20 protein-coding genes are annotated in these 22,044 nt (G+C 66.7%); 8 read left to right on the top strand and 12 right to left on the bottom strand.

Annotated features, from left to right (window positions below; all coding sequences use genetic code 11):
* Positions 1–8 precede the first annotated feature (8 nt).
* Genes arc through AC1AXT_RS03430 form a run of 5 tightly spaced genes read left to right on the top strand, consistent with a single transcriptional unit; the run spans position 9 to position 5,803 of the window.
* Positions 9–1,538 carry a proteasome ATPase gene (gene arc / locus AC1AXT_RS03410; RefSeq protein ID WP_476539170.1) on the top strand — a complete coding sequence of 510 codons (1,530 nt, stop codon included), beginning with the start codon at positions 9–11 and terminating at the stop codon, positions 1,536–1,538.
* A 32-nt stretch (positions 1,539–1,570) separates the two neighbouring features.
* Positions 1,571–3,160, top strand: a complete 1,590-nt coding sequence (gene dop, locus AC1AXT_RS03415) for a depupylase/deamidase Dop (RefSeq protein ID WP_476539172.1) — start codon at positions 1,571–1,573, stop codon at positions 3,158–3,160.
* A gap of 60 nt (positions 3,161–3,220) precedes the next feature.
* Positions 3,221–4,075 (top strand): inositol monophosphatase family protein, encoded by an 855-nt coding sequence (locus AC1AXT_RS03420; protein ID WP_476539174.1) that lies wholly within the window; start codon positions 3,221–3,223, stop codon positions 4,073–4,075.
* 16 nt (positions 4,076–4,091) lie between these two features.
* Complete coding sequence (locus AC1AXT_RS03425; protein WP_476539176.1) at positions 4,092–4,295, top strand: ubiquitin-like protein Pup; 204 nt, start codon at positions 4,092–4,094, stop codon at positions 4,293–4,295.
* Positions 4,295–5,803 (top strand): proteasome accessory factor PafA2 family protein, encoded by a 1,509-nt coding sequence (locus AC1AXT_RS03430; protein WP_476539178.1) that lies wholly within the window; start codon positions 4,295–4,297, stop codon positions 5,801–5,803. Before AC1AXT_RS03425 ends, AC1AXT_RS03430 begins: the two co-directional genes overlap by 1 nt.
* 113 nt (positions 5,804–5,916) lie before the next feature.
* Here the strand turns inward: AC1AXT_RS03430 and AC1AXT_RS03435 are convergent, their stop codons facing one another.
* The 12 genes from AC1AXT_RS03435 to AC1AXT_RS03490 form a co-directional block, all read right to left on the bottom strand.
* A complete protein-coding gene (locus AC1AXT_RS03435; protein ID WP_476539180.1) occupies positions 5,917–6,201 on the bottom strand; it encodes an HU family DNA-binding protein in 285 nt (94 codons plus the stop codon).
* Positions 6,202–6,370: 169 nt separating this feature from the next.
* Entirely contained in the window at positions 6,371–8,911 is a 2,541-nt protein-coding gene (locus tag AC1AXT_RS03440; protein WP_476539182.1) for a lysylphosphatidylglycerol synthase transmembrane domain-containing protein, read from the bottom strand.
* A gap of 131 nt (positions 8,912–9,042) precedes the next feature.
* A complete protein-coding gene (gene purB / locus AC1AXT_RS03445) occupies positions 9,043–10,485 on the bottom strand; it encodes an adenylosuccinate lyase (RefSeq protein ID WP_476539184.1) in 1,443 nt (480 codons plus the stop codon).
* 65 nt (positions 10,486–10,550) lie between these two features.
* Positions 10,551–12,035: a PGAP1-like alpha/beta domain-containing protein gene (locus AC1AXT_RS03450; protein ID WP_476562773.1), complete on the bottom strand. Its 1,485-nt coding sequence runs from the start codon at positions 12,033–12,035 to the stop codon at positions 10,551–10,553.
* Positions 12,017–12,295, bottom strand: a complete 279-nt coding sequence (locus AC1AXT_RS03455; RefSeq protein WP_476539188.1) for a hypothetical protein — start codon at positions 12,293–12,295, stop codon at positions 12,017–12,019. The genes AC1AXT_RS03450 and AC1AXT_RS03455 overlap by 19 nt, the downstream gene beginning before the upstream one ends.
* Before the next feature lie 101 nt (positions 12,296–12,396).
* Positions 12,397–12,942, bottom strand: coding sequence for a DUF6466 family protein (locus AC1AXT_RS03460; protein ID WP_476539190.1), 546 nt, complete (start codon positions 12,940–12,942; stop codon positions 12,397–12,399).
* Positions 12,939–13,964 carry a vWA domain-containing protein gene (locus AC1AXT_RS03465; protein WP_476539192.1) on the bottom strand — a complete coding sequence of 342 codons (1,026 nt, stop codon included), beginning with the start codon at positions 13,962–13,964 and terminating at the stop codon, positions 12,939–12,941. The genes AC1AXT_RS03460 and AC1AXT_RS03465 overlap by 4 nt, the downstream gene beginning before the upstream one ends.
* Positions 13,961–15,019 carry a VWA domain-containing protein gene (locus tag AC1AXT_RS03470; RefSeq protein WP_476540456.1) on the bottom strand — a complete coding sequence of 353 codons (1,059 nt, stop codon included), beginning with the start codon at positions 15,017–15,019 and terminating at the stop codon, positions 13,961–13,963. Before AC1AXT_RS03470 ends, AC1AXT_RS03465 begins: the two co-directional genes overlap by 4 nt.
* Positions 15,016–15,531 (bottom strand): hypothetical protein, encoded by a 516-nt coding sequence (locus AC1AXT_RS03475; RefSeq protein WP_476539194.1) that lies wholly within the window; start codon positions 15,529–15,531, stop codon positions 15,016–15,018. Before AC1AXT_RS03475 ends, AC1AXT_RS03470 begins: the two co-directional genes overlap by 4 nt.
* A gap of 11 nt (positions 15,532–15,542) precedes the next feature.
* The gene (locus AC1AXT_RS03480; protein ID WP_476539196.1) at positions 15,543–16,508 is read right to left on the bottom strand and encodes a DUF58 domain-containing protein; all 966 of its coding nucleotides are present in this window, start codon (positions 16,506–16,508) and stop codon (positions 15,543–15,545) included.
* Positions 16,505–17,566: an AAA family ATPase gene (locus tag AC1AXT_RS03485; protein ID WP_476539197.1), complete on the bottom strand. Its 1,062-nt coding sequence runs from the start codon at positions 17,564–17,566 to the stop codon at positions 16,505–16,507. Before AC1AXT_RS03485 ends, AC1AXT_RS03480 begins: the two co-directional genes overlap by 4 nt.
* 88 nt (positions 17,567–17,654) lie before the next feature.
* On the bottom strand, positions 17,655–18,371 hold the full coding sequence (locus AC1AXT_RS03490) for a uracil-DNA glycosylase (RefSeq protein WP_476539199.1): 717 nt from the start codon (positions 18,369–18,371) through the stop codon (positions 17,655–17,657).
* A 123-nt stretch (positions 18,372–18,494) separates the two neighbouring features.
* On the opposite strand from AC1AXT_RS03490, the gene AC1AXT_RS03495 reads away from it, so the two are divergent.
* The 3 genes from AC1AXT_RS03495 (at position 18,495) to groL (ending at position 21,897) form a co-directional block, all read left to right on the top strand.
* Positions 18,495–19,190 carry a LytR C-terminal domain-containing protein gene (locus tag AC1AXT_RS03495; RefSeq protein ID WP_476539201.1) on the top strand — a complete coding sequence of 232 codons (696 nt, stop codon included), beginning with the start codon at positions 18,495–18,497 and terminating at the stop codon, positions 19,188–19,190.
* A 242-nt stretch (positions 19,191–19,432) separates the two neighbouring features.
* Entirely contained in the window at positions 19,433–19,642 is a 210-nt protein-coding gene (locus AC1AXT_RS03500; RefSeq protein WP_476539203.1) for a cold-shock protein, read from the top strand.
* 638 nt (positions 19,643–20,280) lie between these two features.
* Positions 20,281–21,897 (top strand): chaperonin GroEL, encoded by a 1,617-nt coding sequence (gene groL / locus AC1AXT_RS03505; RefSeq protein ID WP_476539205.1) that lies wholly within the window; start codon positions 20,281–20,283, stop codon positions 21,895–21,897.
* Positions 21,898–22,044 lie beyond the last annotated feature (147 nt).

The raw sequence follows: 22,044 nt of genomic DNA on the forward strand, positions 1-22,044 counted from the left end.
AGGAACAGGTGCAGCAAGACGAGGGCGGCGATCTGGCCGCGGCATACGACCGGCTTCAGGCCAAGAACCATGCGCTCGCCGCCGCGTTGCGGCGCGCCAGCGACGAACTTGAAAAGGCCAAGGGCCGCATGGCGCTGTACGGCAAGCCGCCTCTGACCTACGCCACGCTCGTACGCGTGGCCAGCGACGCCGTCGATGCCGACGGCGTGCAGCATGCCACGGCCGAGGTCATCGCCGGTACGCGGCGCCAGGTGCTGTCCGTCGCCCCCGACGTGCAGGCCAGCAGGCTGCATCCGGGCGATACGGTGGTCATCAACGAGAATCTTGTCATCGTAGGCAAGGGACCGGCAGCGGAGCAGGGGCCCGTACGCACGGTGGCAGGGGAGCTTCCCGGAGGGCGGCTGGTACTCAAGGACGCCAGCGGCGCGCTGTCCGTTGCCACGCGTAGCGACCGGCTGCGCGGCATGCAGCTGGAAGCCGGCGAACGCGTGCTGACCGACGGCGCCGGCGCCATCGCCCTCGAAACGCTGCCCGCGCCCGATGACCGGGATCTGGTGCTGGAAGAGACGCCCGACGTATCGTTCGGCGACATCGGCGGCCTCGACGCCCAGCTGGAGCGCATCCACGATGCCGTGGAACTGCCGTGCCAGCATCGCGCCCTGTTCGCGCGCTACGACCTGAAAGCGCCGAAAGGGGTGCTGCTGTACGGGCCGCCCGGCAATGGCAAGACGATGATCGCGAAGGCGGTGGCCAAGGCGCTCGCCGACGAGGGGCGCCAGGGCGTCTTCCTGTCGGTCAAGGGCCCCGAACTGCTCAGCAAATACGTCGGGGAATCGGAACGCATGATCCGGCGCGTGTTCCAGCGTGCCCGGCAACGGGCCGCGGAGGGGCGCCAGGTCGTCGTGTTCATCGACGAGATGGATTCGCTGCTGCGTACGCGGGGCTCCGGCGTGTCGTCGGACGTCGAAACGACCATCGTGCCCCAGTTCCTCGCCGAAATGGACGGCGTGGAGGAACTGGACAACGTCATCGTCATCGGGGCGTCCAACCGCATCGACATGATCGACCCGGCCGTGCTGCGCCCCGGGCGCCTGGACGTCAAGATCCGCGTGGACCGCCCCGGCCCCGAGCAGGCGCAGGCGATCGTGCGCCGCTACTTGACGGACCGGCTGCCCCTCGAGGACGGCATGGATGCCGGCACGCTGGCGGATATGCTGGTACGCGACGCGTTCGCGCAGGAACCGTCGCGCCGCATCGCCATCGCGCTCGACGACCAGGGCGTACGGTTCCCGCTGTACTTCGGCGACGTCGTGTCGGGCGCCGCGCTCAAGGGCATCGTCGACAAGGCGAAGACCTATGCCGTCAAGGCCTCGATCGAGCAGGGCACGCCGGTCGCGGTCGGCCCCGCGCTCCTCGCGCGCGCCGTCGACGAACAGGTGGCTGAATCGCGCCAGGCGGTGGCGGGCGTCGACGCGGCGCAGTGGTCGAAGACGAATGGCGTGGCGGACGGACATGTCGCGCGCATCATCGGGCAATAGGCCCTTCGGCCTCGCAGGGAAAGGAACGCACAATGACGGTACGGCGGGTCATGGGGACCGAAACGGAATACGGGGTGGCGGCCCCTGGACGGTACAATCCGGTGCAGCTGTCGTTCGACGTCGTGGAGGCGGCGTCCACGCCGCAGACCCGGCATATCCGCTGGGACTACCGCCAGGAGAACCCGGTATGCGACGCCCGGGGCTTCACGCTGGAACGGGCGGCGGCCCCGGCCAGCATGCTCACCGATACGCCGCAGGCCGCGCTGGTCAACGTCATCGCCCCCAACGGCGGACGCATCTACGTCGACCATGCGCACCCCGAGTATTCGTCGCCCGAAACGAGCGGGCCGATGGACGCGCTGCTCTACGACCGCGCCGGCGACGCGCTGATGCAGCAGGCGGCGCAGCGTGCCGGCGGCATAGCGCTCTACAAGAACAACGTGGACGGCAAGGGCGCGAGCTGGGGCTCGCACGAAAACTACATGGCTTCGCGCAAGGTCCCCTTCGCTGTGGTGTCCACGCTGATGGCCACCCATTTCGCCACGCGGCTGATCTACACGGGATCGGGACGCGTGGGGCTCGGAGAACGCAGCGAACGGGGCGGCTACCAGCTGAGCCAGCGCGCGGACTACCTCCAGGCCGTCGAAGGGCTGCAGACGACGTTCGACCGTCCGCTGGTCAACACGCGCGACGAACCGCATGCCCCGGATTCCATGCGGCGCCTGCACGTCATCGCCGGCGACGCCAACCGCATGGACGTGCCGGCGTTCCTCAAGCTGGGCACGACGTCGATGCTGCTGTGGCTGCTCGAATGGCATGAAGGCCAGGGCGTCGATCCGCTGGCGGTGGCCAGCCAGTGGCGCCTGGCCGATCCGGTGGAAGCCGTCCACGCCGTGTCGCGGGACCTGTCGCTGGCGGCGCCGCTGAAGCTGGCCTCGGGCGAAGAGACGACGGCGTGGAACCTGCAGCTGGCGATGTTCTCCGCGGTCTATGAAGCCGCCGCGCAGGCCTACGATACCGGCATCGACGGGGAGCCGCGCTGGCCTGACCGCGACACGCGCAACGTCATGGCGATGTGGCGCCAGGCGCTGATGGACACTGCCGCGCTGCGCCACGCCGACGATGACAAACGGCTTGGCATGGATGCGGAAGGCTCGCGCGTCGAATGGCTGCTCAAGTGGCAGCTGCTCGAACGAACGCGCCGGCGCAGCGCGCCGGACATGCCAATGGATGAATTCATGGCAGGGGCGAAGGCCGCCGCGTTCGACTTGCAATGGGCCGCGCTGGACCCTCGCCGATCGGTGTTCGCGAAGGTGCAGGCGTCTACCGAGCGTCTCGTCACCGACGGGGAGGTCCGGCAGGCCATGCAATGCCCGCCTGCCGACACGCGTGCCTGGACGCGCGCCGAAGCCGTGCGCCGGTTCGCGCCGGGAATCAAGGCCGCATCATGGACGCATCTGGCTGCGGACGCCGGCGACGGGCGCCTGTGCGAGCTGGCCATGGACGATCCGCTGGCCTATGGGCAGCAGGCGGCGGCCGAAACGCTGGACGCGGCGGCCGACGCGGCCGAGGCACTGCGCCTGCTGGGGCGCGCCGGCGGCGACGGTGCGTGCTGCGCGTAGGCGCCGGCATCTTCTATCCTTGAAAGAACCAACAGCAACGCGAAGGCGAGGAACACGACCATGGAGTTACGCGAACTGGCGCTCGAAGCGGCAAAGGTCGCGCAAGAGGCCGGCAAGCATGCCCTGACCGACCAGATGACGCCCCGGGACCTCAATCCCGTCAATCCTGAAGAGCACGACTACCACGAGGGCCTGGAAGTGGAGAAGCAGCTCAGCCGCTTCCTCTATAACCGGCTGAGCTTCATCGAGCCGTTCAACGGGCCGTGGGACGAACGGCCTGAACATTGCAATCCGGGCGAACGCTACTGGTGCCTTGGCGGCATCGATGGCGTCATCAACTTCTCGCGGAGCATGGCCGAGTGGACCATTCCGATTTCGCTGTTCGAATTCAACGAACAGGGCTCGGCGCAGCCGGTGCTCGGCGTCGTGCATGCCCCCGCGCTCAGCCTGACCTACGTGGCGGCGCGCGGACAGGGCGCCATCCGCATCCGCAAGACCCCGATAGGGGAGAAGCGCGAGAAGATCATCCCATCCACCCAGAGCAGCCTTGACGGGTCGGTCGTCAGCTTCGGCATGTCGCACCGGCCGGCGGAGTCGAAGCGCGCGCTCGACGTCGTCGCCGCAATCGCGGGGCATCCCGCCGATATCAAGCGCATCGGGCCCGCGTCCCTGGACCTGTGCAAGGTGGCCGACGGCACCTATGACGCGTATTTCGAACCGCACCTGCATAGCTGGGACGTGCCGGCGATGTCGGCCGGCGCCATCGTCATCTGGGAAGCGGAAGGCCAGCTCGCCCAGTGGGACGGCAGCCAGGTGCACTGGCGCAGCGAAAACGACGTGGTGGCGACGAACGGGCTCATCATGAACGAACTCAAGCCCATCCTCATCGAGCACTCCAATCAGGACAACGACTAGGCGAAAGGCGGCCAATATGCCCCAGGAACGGCACACCATCCATCAAGCGGACCAGCAGGCGCAGTCTGCGCGGCCGGAGCAGGAGGCCAGCGCCAAGGGCGCCGAGGAGGCCCTGCAGGAAACGGATGCGCTGGGTGCGGTGCTTGACGACATCGAATCGGTGCTGGAATCCAACGCGGAGGAATATGTCAGCAGCTTCGTGCAGAAGGGCGGCCAGTGATGGCGCAGCTGCATGACAGCGCGTCCCGGCGCGAGGAGGGTGGCCGGGTCGCGGATGACACCGCTGCGCGTATTTTCGGGCTTGAAACCGAATACGGCGTCAGCCTGACGGGAACCGCCAGGAAGTTCAACGCCTCCAGCGTGGCGCTGGAGATGTTCAGCCCGCTGACCCGTACGCTGCGTTCCACGAACGCCTACCTCGACAACGGTTCGCGGCTCTACCTGGACGTCGGCGCCCACCCCGAATACGCCACTGCCGAAGCGCGCACGCCCTTCGATGCGCTGCTGGCGGACGTGGCAGGGGAGCGGATCATGGCGGCGATGGCGCGCAAGGCACAGGAATCCTTCCGGAAAACCTGCGGGGAAGGGGCCAAGGTCCATCTGTTCAAGAACAACGTGGACAGCGCCGGCAATTCCTTCGGATGCCATGAAAACTACCTGCTGCGCCGCGCCATCGGGCTGCAGGAAATCAACGACCAGCTGCTGCCGTTCCTCATCACCCGGCAGATCTATACCGGCGCCGGCCGGTTCGTCGACGGCAAGGTGGAAACGACGCAGCGGGCGCAGTTCGTCGATGAAACCGTGTCGTCCGCCACGACGCGTTCGCGGCCGATGATCAACACCCGCGACGAACCGCATGCCAACCCCGAGCATTACCGGCGCCTGCATGTCATCATCGGGGACTCGAACCGTTCCCAGTGGGCCACGTTCATGAAGCTCGCAACGACCCACATGGTGCTGTGCCTGATGGAGTCGGCGCATCGCCACGGCTACCTGTCGGGGCTGGAACGCATGGCCCTGGCCAATCCGGTGGAAGCCAACCGGCTGGTCAGCCTGTTCGGCGCCGATGCCGTGCTGGAACTGGAGGACGGCGCGACGTTGACGGCCCTGCAGATGCAGGAGCACTACCTGAGCGCCGTCGAGGCGTTCATCGAGCGCTTCCCCGATTTCATCGAGGCCTCGCTGGCCCTCGCCCCGACACGCGGGGCGGGATGGATTGCGGGGCAGTGGCGCTGGGCGCTCGAGGCGCTGGCGGCCCACGACATGCCGGCGCTGGCGAGGAAGATGGACTGGGCCGCCAAGAAGCGCCTGTTCAACGCCTACGCCGCGCGGCAGGGCACCTCCATCGACGATCCGGCGATAGCGGCGCGGCTCGAGCAGATCGACATGGACTACCATGACGTGCTCAACGGCAGCGTGTTCGAGGCGCTGATGGACCATGGCCAGATCGACACGCTGGCCACCGAAGCGGCGGTCACGCGCGCCATGCACGTGCCGCCTTCCCACACGCGCGCCACGCTGCGCGGGGACTTCGTCGCCAAGGCGTCCCAGGTGCCGTCCGTGACGTACGACTGCGACTGGACCCATTGCAAGGTCACGGCGCCGGTGCGCGCATCGTGCACGCTGATGGATCCGTTCAACGACGAGCCGGATTCCGGCTACCTGCGGATGAACGGCGTCCTCGAGGCGCTGGCAGCCGGCGCTCAGGACGTGCGCATGCCGGTGTGATGCCCGACCGATGGCTGCGTAAAGGCATGCAAAAAGGGCCGTCCAGCTTTGGACGGCCCTTTCACGTATCGCACGTGCAGCGGGTTACCGCGTAGCTATGCGCAGCCTTGCGCTCACTCCTCGGTAACGGCCTTCTTGAGCAGGGAGCCTGCGGAGATGCGCACGCCGTAAGTGGCCGGGATCTCAATGGTTTCGCCGGTGCGCGGGTTGCGGCCCGTGCGGGCGGCGCGCTTGACGCGTTCTGCGGAGAACAGGCCAGTCAACTTCAGGCCTTCGCCAGACTTCATCGCCTCGACGAATACATCCTGGAATGCGTTGACAGCCGCCTCAGCCTGAGCCTTGGTCAGGTTGGACTTCTGAGCGATCTTCGAAACGAGATCAGACTTGTTGTATGCCATGTGCATCCTTCTTGCGGTAAGGGGAGATCCTTTTCGACGGGTCTCTCACACGTTCACTTCGCAATCTTAGCGCATAATCTTGCCGAAAACGGCGGTTTATAAGGGTTTTTGTGACTTTTTTCGCATTGGGCCCGGTTTCGGGGGCATCCGGGGCTCCCGAAACCGGTCACTACAGCAGGTTATGGCGGTCAAGCCACTTGGAGGCGAGGGCGCCGATGGGTATGCGCAGCCAGTAGAAGGCGATGCGGTACAGCAGCGTAGCCGACACGGCGATCGTCGAGGGGATGCCGATGGCGGTGAACGCCACGGACAGGGCAGCCTCGACGGCGCCCAGGCCGCCCGGGGTCGGCACGGCCGAGCCGAGCGTGTTGGCCAGCAGGAACACGAAGATCGTTTCAATCGGGTTGGTCTGCTGCCCGAATGCCAGCAGCGCGGCCCAGAAGCCTAAGCCCGTCGCGATGTTGAGAATCAGCGCGCCGATGATGCCGGTGAGCAGTTCACGCGGCTGCGTCAGCGTTTCCAGCAGGCTGCGGGCATAGGACTTGACCAGCGGCAGCAGGCGGTCGATGACGATCTTGCGGATGGGCGGAATCAGCATGGCGACCGAAAGGACGAGCGCGACGACGGCGATGACGATGATCAGCGTATTCGTCGGAATCATGCCGGACAGCGTATTGCGCCCCGTGAAGATGCCGATGACCAGCAGCAGCACGACGGTGATCGCCGCCTGCACTGCCCATACCGCGCTCATGATGGCGGTGGCCACCGTGTTGCGGTAGCCGCTCTTGCGCAGGAACTGGAGATTGACGAAGGCGGGGCCGATGCCGGCGGGCATCGATACGGCGGCGAAGCCCTGCGCCATCTGGGAGCAGATCAGGCCGGCCGGGTTGCGCTTGTCGCGGTCCATGAAGCCGCCGAGCGTGATCGCCGACCCCACCCAGGCCAGGAACGAGAACAGCAGGCATACGGCGCCATACCAGAAGTTCGCGTTCTTGACGGCCCGGATCATTTCGTCCGGCTTCATCTGCGTGAAGACGACGTAGACGGCGATGATCAGCAGCGCGAGGCCGACGAACGAGCGCACCGAGAAGCGCGACAGCGTGACCTGCTCGATCGACTCGGTCACCTCCACCGGCGCGAGCGCGCTCATCTGCTTGCGCAGGTCCTCCAGCAGCGTTTTGCTCCAACCGTCCAGGGCGCGCGTGGCGGCGGGTACCGCGGCTTTCTGGACAAAGGGGATCAGGTCGATCAGCATCGGGTCGCCCCACGCCTGGCGGGCGACGCCGACCGTGCGTTCGACGCCGTAGAGCGCGGCGAACAGCGCAAGCAGCTGCACCTTGTCCAGCGCGACGTTGGCCGAGGCGCTGGCGAAATCGCCGTTCTGCCACCCGGCGACGAACAGCTCGCCCGAATCCTTGAAGCGGCCGAGCGTGTCGGCGGTGATCTGGCGGTGCGTATAGCCGCGGCGATGCGCCTGCTCCATGTAGTCCATGACCGCGAGCAGGTCGTCGTCGTCAAGGGATGCGGGGTCGCATGCCTCGCAGGCCGGTTCGGCTTCGAACACGAACACCGACGATTCGCCGTAGTCGGCGACGCCATAGGGAGCGACGGTGGGCAGCCCCAGGCTGCGCAGGCCCAGCAGCATCGCCAGATGGTGGTGCGCGGCATCGATGGCCGAGCGGTCATGGCGGATCGCGACGCCCGACAGGCGGAACCATTGCCATAGCTGGCCAAGATAGCCCGAATAATGCGACTGGTTGTCCAGCACCGACACGATGTAGCTGCCACCGTCGGCGGTTGCCAAGCGGTAGAGCCGCGAATGCTCGACGAGGTCGTCCTCCAGTGTCGGCGCGGCCGCATAGGCCTGGGCATCCTCGTTGCCGGGGCAGCGGTCGAGCCGGGCGGCGTCAAGCCCGATCGTGCGCAGGGCCGCCACGATCTGCTTGCCCCAGGCGCCGGTGTTCTGCGTGCCGACGATGAAGCGCACGACCAGGCCAACGACGCGCCCCAGCAGGATGGCGATGACGACGCCCGTCACGGAGCTGTAGGAGCAGATGATCAGGATGACGGCGGCGATGCACAGGATGTTCCATCCCCATTTGACGGCGGAACGGGTGCGCCTGGGCCCCGCAACCGTCAGGAACGCCGCCAGCGCGGCATAGAAGTCGGGAAGCAGGCCCGGACCGGCGCTGGTGCCCGCGGAAAGCAGCTGGCTGGTCAGCAGCGGGTCGCCAAGCAGCGACAGCAATGCGGAAACGCCCCAGGCGCTGGCGAAGCCCAGCAGCAGCGACACGATGGAAATGGCCGACTGCAGCCATTCGCGGTTCATGATCAGCTGGATCAGCACGCTGACGGTGATGCCGACGATGACCAGCTGCTGCAGCAGCGAGGCAGGCACTTCGAGGATCCAGTCCACCGCCTTGGCCGCGTTGCGCGCATCGTATTCAACGCCCGACGTGATGCCGCGCAGGTACATCGCGAAGAACACGACGAGCACGCCTGCCACCAGCGCGATGCATGCATGGAGCAGGTCGCCGGCGACGCGCGTGCGCTTGGGCTCGATATCGTGGATGACCGGCTTGCCCGGGCGGCCCTCGATCGCCTCGTCCAGCGGATCGGGCTCAAGCGCGCCCAGCGGCGACGGCCGTCCCGGCGATCCGGAAGGGGACGGGTGAGTTTCGCAAGTGCCGGTTTGGTTCGTGGTTGCCATCAACGCCCTTTGGTCCGTGAACGGCTTGCCGCCGCCTACAACGATGCAGCCCGCCACCCTTCGCGGATGGCGGGCAAGGTTAGCATCAATATTGTACCCAATGACGGTACGACGCCCCCGTCGGGGCCCGTCTATCGGATGAAGTCGACCAGGCGGGATGCGGCGCCGACATAGGATGCCGGGGTGAGCGCCTTGAGCCGGCCCGCCGTGGCGTCGTCGAACGGCAGCGAATCGATGAACCGTTCCACGTCCTCCTGGCTGATGGCATGACCGCGCATCAGTTCCTTGACCTTTTCATACGGGTGGTCCATGCCCTCGATGCCCTTGAGTTCGCTGGCGCGCATCGCCGTCTGGATCGGCTCGCCCAGCACCTCCCAGTTGGCGTCGAGCTCGGCGCGGATCGCCGTTTCGCTGGGATGGATCGATTCCAGGCCCCCGAGGAGATTGTCCAGGGCCAGCACCGAATAGCCGAGCGCGGAGCCGACGTTGCGCTGCGTGGTGGAATCGGTCAGGTCGCGCTGCCAGCGCGATTCGACGAGCGTGGCCGACAGCGTATCCAGCAGCGAGCACGACAGCTCGAAGTTCGCCTCGGCGTTCTCGAAGCGGATGGGGTTGACCTTGTGCGGCATCGTCGACGAGCCGGTGGCGCCCTTGACGGGCACCTGCGCGAACACGCCGCGGGAAATGTACATCCACACGTCCACGCACAGGTTGTGCATGATGCGGTTGGCGTGGCTGATGGTGCCGAACAGCTCGGCCTGCCAGTCATGCGATTCGATCTGCGTGGTCAGCGGGTTGAACGTCAGGCCCATGCGGTTCTCGACGAATTCGCGGGACACGGCGATCCAGTCGACGTCGGGCAGCGCCGCCAGATGCGCCCCGAAGGTGCCGGTGGCGCCGTTGATCTTGCCCAGGTATTCCTGCCGCTCGATATGGCGGCCTTGCCGTCCCAGGCGGTAGGCGTAGACGGCAAGCTCCTTGCCCAGCGTCGTGGGGGTCGCCGGCTGGCCGTGGGTCAGCGACAGCATCGGCAGATCGCGGAATTCCTGCGCCTTGGCCTCCAGGTGCGAAACGATGCGGCCGAACGCGGGCATCCACACGTGCTCCACGGCGTTCTTGATGCAGCGGGCCGTCGAGAGGTTGTTGATGTCTTCGGAAGTGCAGGCGAAATGCACGAGCGTCTTCAGGCCCGTCAGCTGCGTGGGGCGTCCGAGGGCCTCCTCGGCGCGGTCGAGCTCGTCGTCGATGTAGTATTCGACGGCCTTGACGTCATGGTGCGTGACGGCTTCATGGGCGGCGTGCCGGCTGATGCCGTCCGCGCCGAAGTTCTCCGGGATGGCGCGCAGATAGGCCTGCTCCTCGTCGTCGAGGGGGCGGACCCCTTCCACGATCGGGGCGAACCCGTTGCCTGCGAACCCGTTGGCCAGCAGGATCATCCACTCGACTTCGACGCGCATGCGTTCGCGGTTGAGCGCGGGTTCGCTCAGGTATTCGACGAGGGGGGCGGTCTGGCGGCGATAGCGTCCGTCAAGAGGGGTAAGGGCGATTGCGGGGGTGATGTCAGTGAGCCTCATGGTTTCCCACCCTACCGGCACAGCGGGATAGCGCCGGCGTACCGGTCCATCTGGCGGTCGATGCGTCAGTCGCCCTCGCCATCGCCCTGGCCCTCGGCCGACATCCTGCCCTGCCAGTAGGTAGTGCCCGCATACGCACCCGACACGGTCTGCTGGAAATGGGCTTCATGGCGTTCCACGGCCGGATTGCCCAGGCCGCTTGCATCCTCGTAGGCCGCCTGATGGTACTGCAGCCAGTGGGTGATTTCATACGAATCCGGCTGCGGGTCGACATCCGTGCCGGTCAGGTAGGCGCTCGAGCCGTCGACGAGCGTCCCGCGCACCGTCAGCCAGTACTCGTTCGACGGGTTGGCGCTGCCGTCGAGGGCCGCCACCAGCTCGTCGTCCATTTCGATGGCCGTCACCCAGGTGCCTTCGGCGACCGGATGGCTGGCGATTGGAGAGCCGGCCGTGACGATGTGGCTGACGGTGAACTCGTCCGCGAAATCCGAGGCGATCGTCGCCGCCACGATGCCGCCCTGCGAATGGCCGACGATGGCGACCGGCTCGTCGGCGCCGATGCCGGCCATCCGCATCGCCTCGGCCACCATGCGGGCGCTGTCGGCGTTGGCGCGTATCTGCGCGTCGGACGCCATCAGCTCGATGTTCTGCTCCCATCCGAACGGCGAGTCGGCCTGCCCGTCGGTCCCTGGAACGGTGACCAGCCAGCTGGCGCAGCCGTCGTCGTCGACGTATCTGGAGATGGCGATCGTCGCATAGGAGATGCCGTCGCCGCCCTCCATGCGCGTCGTGCCCAGGCGGTGCAGGCCGGCCAGCGCATCGCTGACGCTGGCCGCGGCGCCGACGACGTCCTGCCCCGGCTCGATCTGCCTGACCTGCAGGTCGTCGCCCTGCCACTTGTCGTTGGCCTGCGCCGACACGGAGGCGATGACGCCTGCCGCGGAGGATACTTCGGACGTGGAGAGGAGGCCCTGCGCCAATGAGGTGCCCCCGATGACGGCGCCGAATCCGGACAGCAGCCCTTCCTGGGCCCATGTGGTGGCGTTGAGCATGTGGATCGGGTTGACGCTTCCCTCGGCGCCCAGCGAATAGACGGCGCCCCCGGCGGCGAAGGCGGCGGTGCCCAGCAGCGTATAGCCGGGCCATGTTTTCGTGACAGCCTGCAGCGTTTCGGTCATGACGCGGCGCACCGCCGATTCCGCCGATTCATAGAGATTGAAGGCGCGGGCCAGCCGGTCCGACAGGCCGATGGCTTCCTGGCCGGCCGCATTGAGCGACGACGACATCTGCAGGGACCGGTCCGCAAGGGCGGCGTAGTCGACGGTGCAGTGGGCGCCGTCGGAGGCGGCGTTCCCCGCGCACCAGGCCTGCTGCGTCTTGAGCTGCGACAGGCGCATGGCGGCGTCGCTCCATGACAAGGCCACGGCGACGCTCTGGCGCCCCGCATCCGACAACGCCGTGCACAGCGTCTGGAACGAGGAGGTGTCTACCGATATGAGGCCGCCGGAAACGGTGGACTTGACCTGCGTGGTCATGATGCATCCGCCCATGTGATCGACCCGATGCGCGCCAGGTCATCGGGCAGCGGGGCGAGTGCCTGGCGCAGCGCGTCGATGCGCTCGCGGAACAGCGTGGCGGCCTGGCCGTCCCAGTCGGTCGCCGCGCCCGATACGCAGCATGCGCACAGCGCGTCGATGGCGCGCTGCGACGAGGAGCGTAGCGTGTCGGTGAGGGTGCGCGCCTCGCTTGCCAGCGAAACGCAGGTACAGGATGCGCCGAACGCGGCGCTTGAGCTTGCCAATCCAGTCATGGCCCCATTGAACCGCGCCGGTACGCGGGCCTTCAAACGCGAGCGGACCCTGTGGATGGCAACGTGTGTCGTCCACAGGGCCCGCTCGGGGCAGGCGCCCCTTACCAGGGCTTGGCCGTGCTCTGGCTCGTCGAGGTACTCGCACCGCCGGCGGATGTCGACGGGGAAGCGGACGTCTGCGTGCCGTTGGCCTTGAGCATCTCCTCGATCTGCTGGCGCTGCTCCTCGGTAAGGGACTGCGTGGCCGTCGACGAGGACTGCCCCCCTGCCTGGCCGTCCTGCGACGTGGAGGAGGAGCCGGCGTTCAGGGCCTTGTCGATCATGTCGGTCAGCTGCCGCGATACCGCCGCATTGCGTTCCACGGAGCCTTTCAGGCCGGGCAGCAGCACGTTCTTCATCGCCGAAGCGGAGGCGAACTGCATGTCCACCTGCTGCTGCGAGAGCGCCAGCGACTGCAGGTCGGCGTCGTCGTCAGCCGCCGCATGGATGTTGTTTTCCAGCGTCTGCGTGGCTTCGTTATAGGAGTGCAGCGCCGACAGGTTCATGGCGCCGAGGCAGGTGACGGCCAGCAGCGCGGCCGCCGCCAGCACGAGGATGATGCGCGCCCACGCCGGGGCCTTGGCGCGCCGGTTGCTGCGTGCGCTCATAGGAGCCTCCTTGATGTTGCAAGCCATGCGCCGGCCTCCCATGCCAGCAGCGCCGCCAGCACGATGGCGAGCGGCCAGACGACGGGGGTGGTGCGCGTGCGTTCCTTGACGGTGCTGGTTACGCGCCACTTGGAGGACTGGGCCGCGATGTCGCTTTCCCCAAGCGTCTTGCCTTCGTCCAGCAGCAGGTATGAGCCGCTGAGTTCGTCGGCGATCGACTTGATCTGGTCCGCGTCCATCCGGGAAATGCCGGGCTCGCCCGTCGACGGATCGGTGACGTACTGGTCTGCGGACTGCGTGCCCGCCGAATCGATGACGGGGATCTTGCCTCCGTCGGCCGACCCGACGCCGATGACGCACGAATCGTTGACGTACTGGCGCAGCGACGAGAAGGTGCGGCGGGTGGTGGGGGAGGTCTGTTCGCCATCGGTGATTAGGTACAGGATGATCCGGTCGTCGGGATGCTGGTCGTGGATGTCCTTGACGGTGGTCAGCAGCGTGTCGAGGGACGCGTCCAGCGATGAGCCGGCTGAATCGGAAGTGGGTTCGGCCTTCAGCGACGAAGCCCACGAATCGATGGCCTGCGTGTCGGGCGTCAGCGGAACGTCGAGCGTGCCGGCCTTGCCGAAGCTGACGGCGGCGAAGCTCGAGTTCGCATACAGGGACGTGATGTCCTGTATGGCCAGCCTGGCGGCGTCCAGGCGGCTGATGCCGTTGGCGCCGCTGCCGTATTTGCCGTCCTTGACGGCCATCGATCCGGTGACGTCGGTGGCGATGACGACATCGGTCGCGTTGATGGCGCGGCTGGTCGTCGCCGTCGCGATGCTCGGGGTGAGCGCCATGAGCGCGATGACGATGCAGGCGGCGATGCGCCGGATGCACATGCCCAGCGTCTGGTCGGCGCCATCGCGCTTCATGCGGCGCCACTGCGCGCCGATGAACGCGGCAAGCGCGCACATCGCCACGGCGATGGCGATGCCGGCCGGCCATCCGAGGGCCGGCGAGAACGTGAACGTGCTCATCGCTTCAACCTCCATGCCACAAGGAACCATCCGGCGCACAGGACGGCCACGGCAAGCGTCCACCATCCCGGAGCGTCGACGATGGCGGCCTGCGAACGCTTCTCGACGGTGGCGACCTGCCGCTTGTCGATTTCACGGACCAGCGCATCCACCGACGTGCCGTCGGACTGCGTGAGGAACACGCCGCCATGCGCTTCGATCTGCTGGTCCATCTGCCTGGTGGCCTCGTCTCCTTCGCTGCTGGACGGCCCGGAATACAGGCCGTCCACCGTGATGCCCGCCTGGCGCGTCAGGTCGAGCGCCTGGGAAAGGGTGTAGGTTTCCTGGCCGGACACGACGTTGTCGGTCGCCAGGACGATGGATGCTTCGCGGTCGGCGCCGTTTTCCCCGGCCGACGAATAGGTGAAGCCGGGCAGCATGGCGGCGCAGCTGACCAGGCCGTCGCCGATCAGGCTCGTGGCGTCATTCTTGTTCTGCGTGCCGTCAAGCCAGTCCGACACCGCCTGGTACTGCTGGTCGGTGAGGCTGTCGATGTCGTCCTGCGTCTCGACGCCCTTGAGGATCGTGCTGGCTTCGGACAGCTGCGCGGTGACCAGGTCGTAGTCGTCGGTCAGCGGGAATACCGTGCGCGACGTGGAATTGAAGATCGACAGGCCGATACGCTCGCCCTGGAAGTGCTTGACGAGCTGCAGGTAGGTGTCGATGACCTGGTGGTCATAGGGGAGCGTCGATCCGGACACGTCGAGGCACAGGACGATGTCGCGGCTTGCGCTGTTCTCGTCTTCCTGGTCCACCGCGCCGGGCCGTCCCGTCATGATCAGCGCGATGACGGCCGCCAGCGCCATGAACGCCGCCGCGAGGCGGTTGAGCGTCTTCCAGGCGCGCATCGCGGCGCTGGCGTGCTCGCCCGACATGTCGTCGGCCACGCCGAAGGCCTCGATGGGCTGCTGCCGGTCGAGCTTGCGGTTGGCCAGGGCACCCGCGATGAATGCGATGGCGGCGCATGCGACGGCGGCGATCAGGATGGCCCACGGCCACTGGAACCTCAGCATCAGCGCCACCTTTCCACCATGGAGGACACCCAGCCGGCCGCCTCGGCCACGCTAGCGTCCTTCGCAATCGGATGGTGCTCGCCGTCCGCGAACTCAGGCGGGTACAGCGCGGCTATCGTCTGGCGCAGCAGGACCCAGTTGCCGTCGTCGCCGGCATGCCGCTGCCGCTTGATGTCGACAAGCGTATGGGAGTCCAGGCGGCTGCCGGACGCTTCGGAGGCGAAGCCGCGGGCCACGGCCGCCAGCTCGGCGAAGGCTTCCTGCTTCGACAGGATGCCTTCCTTATAGCGCTTGACGATGTCGTCGATGGTGCGCTGCCATCCTTCCTTGCCGTTGTGGACGGCATGCGCGCCTCCCGCAGGGGCGGGTGCCTTGCGTTTCGATGGCCGGCTCAGCAGCACCGCCGCCACGATGAGCGCGACGGCTGCCACAAGCGCTATGGCGCTTGCGGCGATGAGGGGCGCGTTCAGGTCCAGCGTGCCGGACGGGTCGAGGCCGGTGGTATCGAGGGCCATGACGGCATGGTTCACCGGGAACCTCCAATCAGCGACTGCGAAGGGGACGCCGCGTGCTTCACGAACGTTCCCTGGGTGCGGGAAACCAGCGCGACGAATTCATGGAACATGCCTTCGGACGATTTGGAATGGATGATGCGCGCGCCGGCGCGGCTCAGCTCCCGTTCCAGCGCCTGGGTGGCATAGGCGCGGTGGGTGTCGACTTCCTCGGCGTTGGCGCGGGTGCGCAGGAACGCCGGAATGCGCCGCCCGTTTGCCGCGTCGGATACTGGCATCGGCCCGTGGCCTGCCACCGGCTCGACGTCGAAGGGATTGATGGCGGTGACGTCGATGACGACGAGGGGATGCGTCTGCGCGATGCGGCGCAGGGCATGCAGGTGCCGTTCGCCAAGCGCCTGCCCTTCGGTGGCCAGCACGACGAGGGCGTCGCGGTCCGACAGCCCCTGCGCGTAGTCCAGGAGCGCGCCGATGTTGCGAGGGGACTTCCACTCGCGTTCGAGCGCGCGGTCCAGCGTGCGCTCGAACTGGGCCAGCCCTCCATGGAACGGCACGCGCGTGATGCTCGATGCGTCGCCGAGCACGAGGGACACGTCGTCGGAGCGGCGCAGGCTGAGCGCGGCGAACATGCACAGCGCGTTGGCTGCGATCTGCCATGCGCGCTCGCCGGACGGGCAGGTGCCCGTCATCTGCCGCCCCACGTCGAGCAGCAGGTAGGCATGGCTGCTGGAGAGGCGCTCGCGGTTGACGACCATGGGCCGGCCGTTGCGCGCGCTGATCTTCCAGTCGATGAGCCTTGCCTCGTCGCCGGATTCATAGGCGCGGATATCGAGCAGGTCGTCGGAGCCGCCGCGCCGGTTGGACGCGTGCTCGCCTTCCAGCGTTCCCAGGGCGCGCCGCACGGTCGGCAGGCTCATGGCGGTGCCCAGCGACTCGATCTTGCGCCGCGTTGCGCGCGCGGCGTCGGTGCCGTCGATCATGGAACGGGAACCGCCTGGACGATCGAATCGACGACCTGGTCGGAGGAAACGCCGTCCGCCATAGCCTCGAATGTCAGCAGGATGCGGTGGCGCAGCACTTCATGGGCGAAGGACTTGAGGTCTTCGGGGATGACGTAGTCGCGGCCGGCCATCAGCGCGGCTGCCTGCCCGATGCGCACGAAGGCGATCGAGGCGCGCGGGGACGCGCCGAGCCGCACGAGCGCCGACAGGCCCTGGATCGGCTTGGGGCCGGCCCCGCGGGAGGTTTCCGCCAGATCGACCGCGTACTTCATGATCGCGTCGGACACGTGGACGCGCCGCGCCGCCTTGAGCAGGAAATCGACGTCGGCGACCGAGACGACCTGGCTGCCTTCCTTCGTGGGGTCGAGCGTGTCGGAACCGCGCCGCGTGAGCAGCTGCAGCATGCCGACTTCCTGGTCCGCCGTGGGGTACGTCATGACGGCCTTCATCATGAAGCGGTCCATCTGCGCTTCGGGAAGGTTGAACGTGCCTTCCTCCTCGATCGGGTTCTGCGTGGCGATGACCATGAACGGCTTGGGCAGCGCGATGCGGTTGCCGCCGATCGTCGTGGCGCCTTCGGCCATGGCCTCGAGCATCGCCGACTGGGTCTTGGCATTGGCGCGGTTGATTTCGTCGAGCAGCACGAAGTTCGCGTGGATCGGGCCGATCTGCGTCGTGAACCGCTGGGTGGAGAAATCGAATACCTGGGTGCCCACCAGATCGGAGGGCATCAGGTCCGGCGTGCACTGCACGCGCTTGAAGGAGCCCGAGACCGACGTGGCCAGCGTCTGGGCGGCCGTCGTCTTGGCCAGGCCCGGCACCGATTCGATGAGGATATGGCCGCCGGCGACCATCGTGGTGATCAGCGACTCGCGCAGGTTCTCCTGGCCGACGAGCGTTTCGCTGAACCGCGAACGGATGCGGTCGGTCAGCTGGCGCGCCCTCGCCACTTCCTCCTTGGTAAGCGCCGTGGAAGGGGCGGGCGCGGCGACGGGGGCAGCAGCAGGGGCTGCGGGCTGGTTTGAGAAAAAGGACATGGTGTGCACTCTATCGTTCATAGTGGTCTTCAATGGGTTGCTTTCCCTTGTCGAAACAGCCATTGTACGTCACCTGGCTTGGGCGCCGTCAACGCGTCTGGGAGGCCATGCTCCAGTCGATCGGGGCCGCCCCCATGGAGGCGAGCGCCTCGTTGGCCCGGGAAAAGGGCCGCGAGCCGAAGAATCCGCGGGAGGCGGACAGCGGGCTGGGATGCGGCGACTTGATGACATGCGCATGGGCCAGCAGCGGTTCAAGCGACTGGGCGTTTCGCCCCCAGAGAATGGCGACCAGCGGCCGCGGGGCGCCGGTCGCCGGATCGACGCGGGCATCCAGCGCGCGTATGGCCTGCTCGGTGACCGGCTCCCACCCCTTGCCCTGATGGCTGTTGGCCGCGCCCGCGCGCACCGTCAGGCACCTGTTGAGCAGCATGACGCCCTGGCGCGCCCATCCCGTCAGGTCCCCGTTGGGCGGAGGCGGGCAGCCGATGTCGTCGTGCAGCTCGCGGTAGATGTTGACCAGGCTCGGCGGCAGCGGCGAAACGTCGGGCGCGACCGAGAAGCTCAGGCCGACCGGATGGCCCGGGGTGGGGTAGGGGTCCTGGCCCACGATCAGCACCTTCACGTCGTCGAAGGGCATCGTGAAGGCACGCAGGATATTCGGCGCCGCCGGCAGCGTCGGATGTCCCTGCGCGTGTTCGTTCCTGAGGAAATCGCCCATGGCGTGGATCTGGCCCTCCACCGGCGCGAGGGCCTGGGCCCATCCCGGATCGACCAGTTCGCTCAACGGCTTGGCATGTTCGTTCATGCCTCCACTCTACAAATGGGCACGCCACCGAGCTATACTGGCGCCATTGGCCCTAGCCCGCGCGGGCCATGCAAGGCGCGGGCGGCATGCTCCACGGACACGCGACTTTACGGAAGGGACGCTATGGCTCAGCGCAGCAACGATGGCAAGGACAAGGGCGGCTACGAATCCTATCCCAAGGATTCCTACGACACCCCTCCGGCGGGTCCCGTCGGCGTGCATCGCGGGCCGCGTTCGGCGGCCGCGCGCACCGCCCCGCTCGTGGCGGTCCTCGTCATCGCCGTGCTGGCGGCGCTCGTGTTCTGGGGCGTCTTCTCCGGCGAGGCGGCCAACGTCTTCAAGTCCGGCTCCTCGTCCTCGCAGGCGTCCTCCGCCACGGCGAGCTCCCAGGCGGCTTCCTCCTCCACGGCGTCATCGTCCGCTTCCTCTTCGGCATCCGCGTCCGCGCAGGACACCGCGACGGCCACCGAAACCCCGAGCGAAACGCCCAGCGAAACGGCGACGCCGTCCGAATCCGCAACCCCCGAGGAAACCGCTTCCCCGGTGGTGAATTACGGCACGGCGGTGCATGTGGTCAACGGCACGGCGATCCAGGGCTATGCGGCGCAGGAATCCGCCAAGCTCAATACCGCAGGCTTCACCGACGTGACCTACGGCAACCCGACCGATACGGCGACGCTGCCCGCGTCGAGCATCGTGTGGTATCAGGGCGACGACGATCTGGCGACGGCGCAGCAGATCGCCAGCACGCTGGGCATCGCCACCGTCGCGCAGTCGGACTCGATCGGCGTGCCGGTCATGGTGGTCCTGATGCAATAACGCGCGCGGCACCGCGTTCCGGGCACCTTCGGCAGGAAGGTGCCTTTTTTGTTACTGCAACGTAAAAATAACTCGTAGATAGTCGCTTCTTTTCGGCAGCTATGCCGGTTTTTCGGCGTTTCATTTTCAATGCCTTTTATTACAATGAACTGCAGTTGCGGCCCGGGAGGCGAACTGGGGTGGTGTTGTGGTTTTCTCCGTCGGGGCCAGCCGGGCTACCAAAAGAGAAAGAATGCGAAATCATGGCAAGGGGTACCGTTAAGTTCTTCAGCGCAGGCAAGGGATACGGCTTCATCAAGCCTGTCGAGGGCGGTGAAGACGTATTCGTCCATTATTCCGTCATCGAGGCCGACGGCTTCCGCACCCTCAATGAAGGGGATTTCGTGGAGTATGACGCGGAGCAGACCGCCAAGGGGGCGCAGGCCACCCATGTAGTGAAGATAGACCAGTAGCGACCAGACCGTTCCGTTTGTCCGTTCCGTAGCCCGGTGCCCCGGCCTGTATGGCCGGGGCTTTTCCGTTTCCGGTCCGGATCTTCCGGGGTTCATTGCGCCTTGGGGTGCATATACCCGTTTTGTGTAGTTTTTCTTCTATGATGTAAAAATAGGTTACAATTCGCAAAAAATAATTATCCGGTGGTAAAAAACCACCGATGAGGTAGGGAAAAAGAGTTTGCGGGGGTGCCGGCACGACACGCCGATGCGGCGACTGTGTAGCCGAAGCGGATTCGGCGCTAGGGCCGCGCCGGGGATCGGTAAGGGCTTCTGCATGCGTTTGCGCGTGCCGAGGGGCATTCCGCGGGCCGCTCTGGTGGCGTAGGGGCAACGTCGCCTCTTACTCGCGCAGTCCCGGAAGATTTCCCGTAGCGAACGCGCGGCGACACGGCGCGGCGAGGTGTCTGTTGCCTTGGCGCGGAAGGCCCGCGGCGAAACGCGGCGGCGAAAGTTGGCACTCGGGCACCGAGAGTGCTAATCTCACGAGTTAGCACTCGAAGGCGCGGAGTGATAATCCGGTAGCTGACGGCCGGAAACACGCCACAAGCTCGGGTGGCAACGTATCCAGCTAAGCCAGCGTGGAGGAACAGAACAATATGGCAAAAATCATCGAATATGACGAGGAAGCACGTCAGGGAATGCTCGCGGGCCTCGACAAGCTCGCCAACACCGTCAAGGTCACCCTTGGCCCCAAGGGCCGCAACGTGGTGCTCGACAAGACGTACGGCGCCCCGACCATTACCAATGACGGCGTTTCCATCGCCAAGGAGATCGACCTCGAGGATCCGTTCGAACGCATCGGCGCCGAACTGGTCAAGGAAGTCGCCAAGAAGACCGACGACGTCGCAGGCGACGGCACCACCACCGCAACGGTGCTCGCCCAGGCCCTGGTTCATGAAGGCCTGAAGAACGTCGTGGCCGGCTCCAACCCGATCCCGCTGCGCCGTGGCGTCGAAAAGGCCACCGAAGCCATCGTCAAGGAACTCGTCGCCGCCGCCAAGCCGGTGGAGACGAAGGAGCAGATCGCCGCCACCGCGACGATTTCGGCCGCCGATCCGGAAGTCGGCGAGAAGATCGCCGAGGCGCTCGACAAGGTCGGCCAGGACGGCGTCGTGACCGTCGAGGACAACAACCGCTTCGGCTTGGACCTTGAGTTCACCGAGGGCATGCGCTTCGACAAGGGCTACATCTCCCCGTACTTCGTCACCGATGCGGAGAACCAGACCGCGGTGCTCGAAGACCCCTACATCCTCCTGACCTCCAACAAGGTCTCCTCGCAGCAGGACATCATCCACATCGCCGAGCTCGTCATGAAGACGGGCAAGCCGCTGCTGATCATCGCCGAGGACGTCGACGGCGAAGCGCTGCCGACGCTGATCCTCAACAACATCCGCGGCACCTTCAAGTCCTGCGCCGTCAAGGCCCCGGGCTTCGGCGACCGCCGCAAGGCGATGCTGCAGGACATGGCCATCCTCACCGGCGGCCAGGTCGTCTCCGAGGAAGTCGGCCTCAAGCTCGACTCCATCGACCTGTCCGTGCTTGGCCAGGCCAAGAAGGTCATCGTCTCCAAGGACGAGACGACGATCGTCGGCGGCGAAGGCTCCAAGGAAGAGGTCGAGGCCCGCGTGGCCCAGATCCGCGGCGAGATCGAGAACACCGATTCCGACTACGACCGCGAGAAGCTCCAGGAACGCCTGGCCAAGCTGGCCGGCGGCGTTGCCGTCATCAAGGTCGGCGCCGCGACCGAAGTCGAGGCCAAGGAACGCAAGCACCGCATCGAGGATGCCGTGCGCAACGCCAAGGCCGCCATTGAGGAAGGCCTCGTGCCCGGCGGCGGCGTCGCCCTGGTGCAGGCTGCCGAAAAGGCCGAGAAGGACGTGAACCTCGAAGGCGACGAAGCGACCGGCGCCTCCATCGTGTTCCGCGGCATCGAAGCCCCGCTCAAGCAGATCGCCGAAAACGCCGGCCTGTCGGGCGACGTCGTCTACGACAAGGTCAAGAACCTGCCGCAGGGCGAGGGCCTGAACGCCGCTACCGGCCAGTACGAGGACCTGATGAAGGCCGGCGTCACCGATCCGGTCAAGGTCACCCGTTCCGCGCTGCAGAACGCCGCTTCGATTGCAGGCCTGTTCCTGACCACCGAAGCCGTCGTCGCCAACAAGCCGGAACCGCCGGCAGCCGCGCCTGCCGCCGGCGCCGACATGGGCTACTGATCGGACGCGATCCGTCAGTACCACCGACGCATCCAGAGAAGGCCCCGCCGCATATGCGGCGGGGCCTTCCCGCGTCTATGCGCGCGGTTTGCTGGGCGAACAGGCGGGGCGTGCAGTTGGCCGCCGTCTTACGGTACCGTGCGCCGC

The sequence above is a fragment of the Bifidobacterium sp. LH_450 genome, from assembly GCF_056356715.1.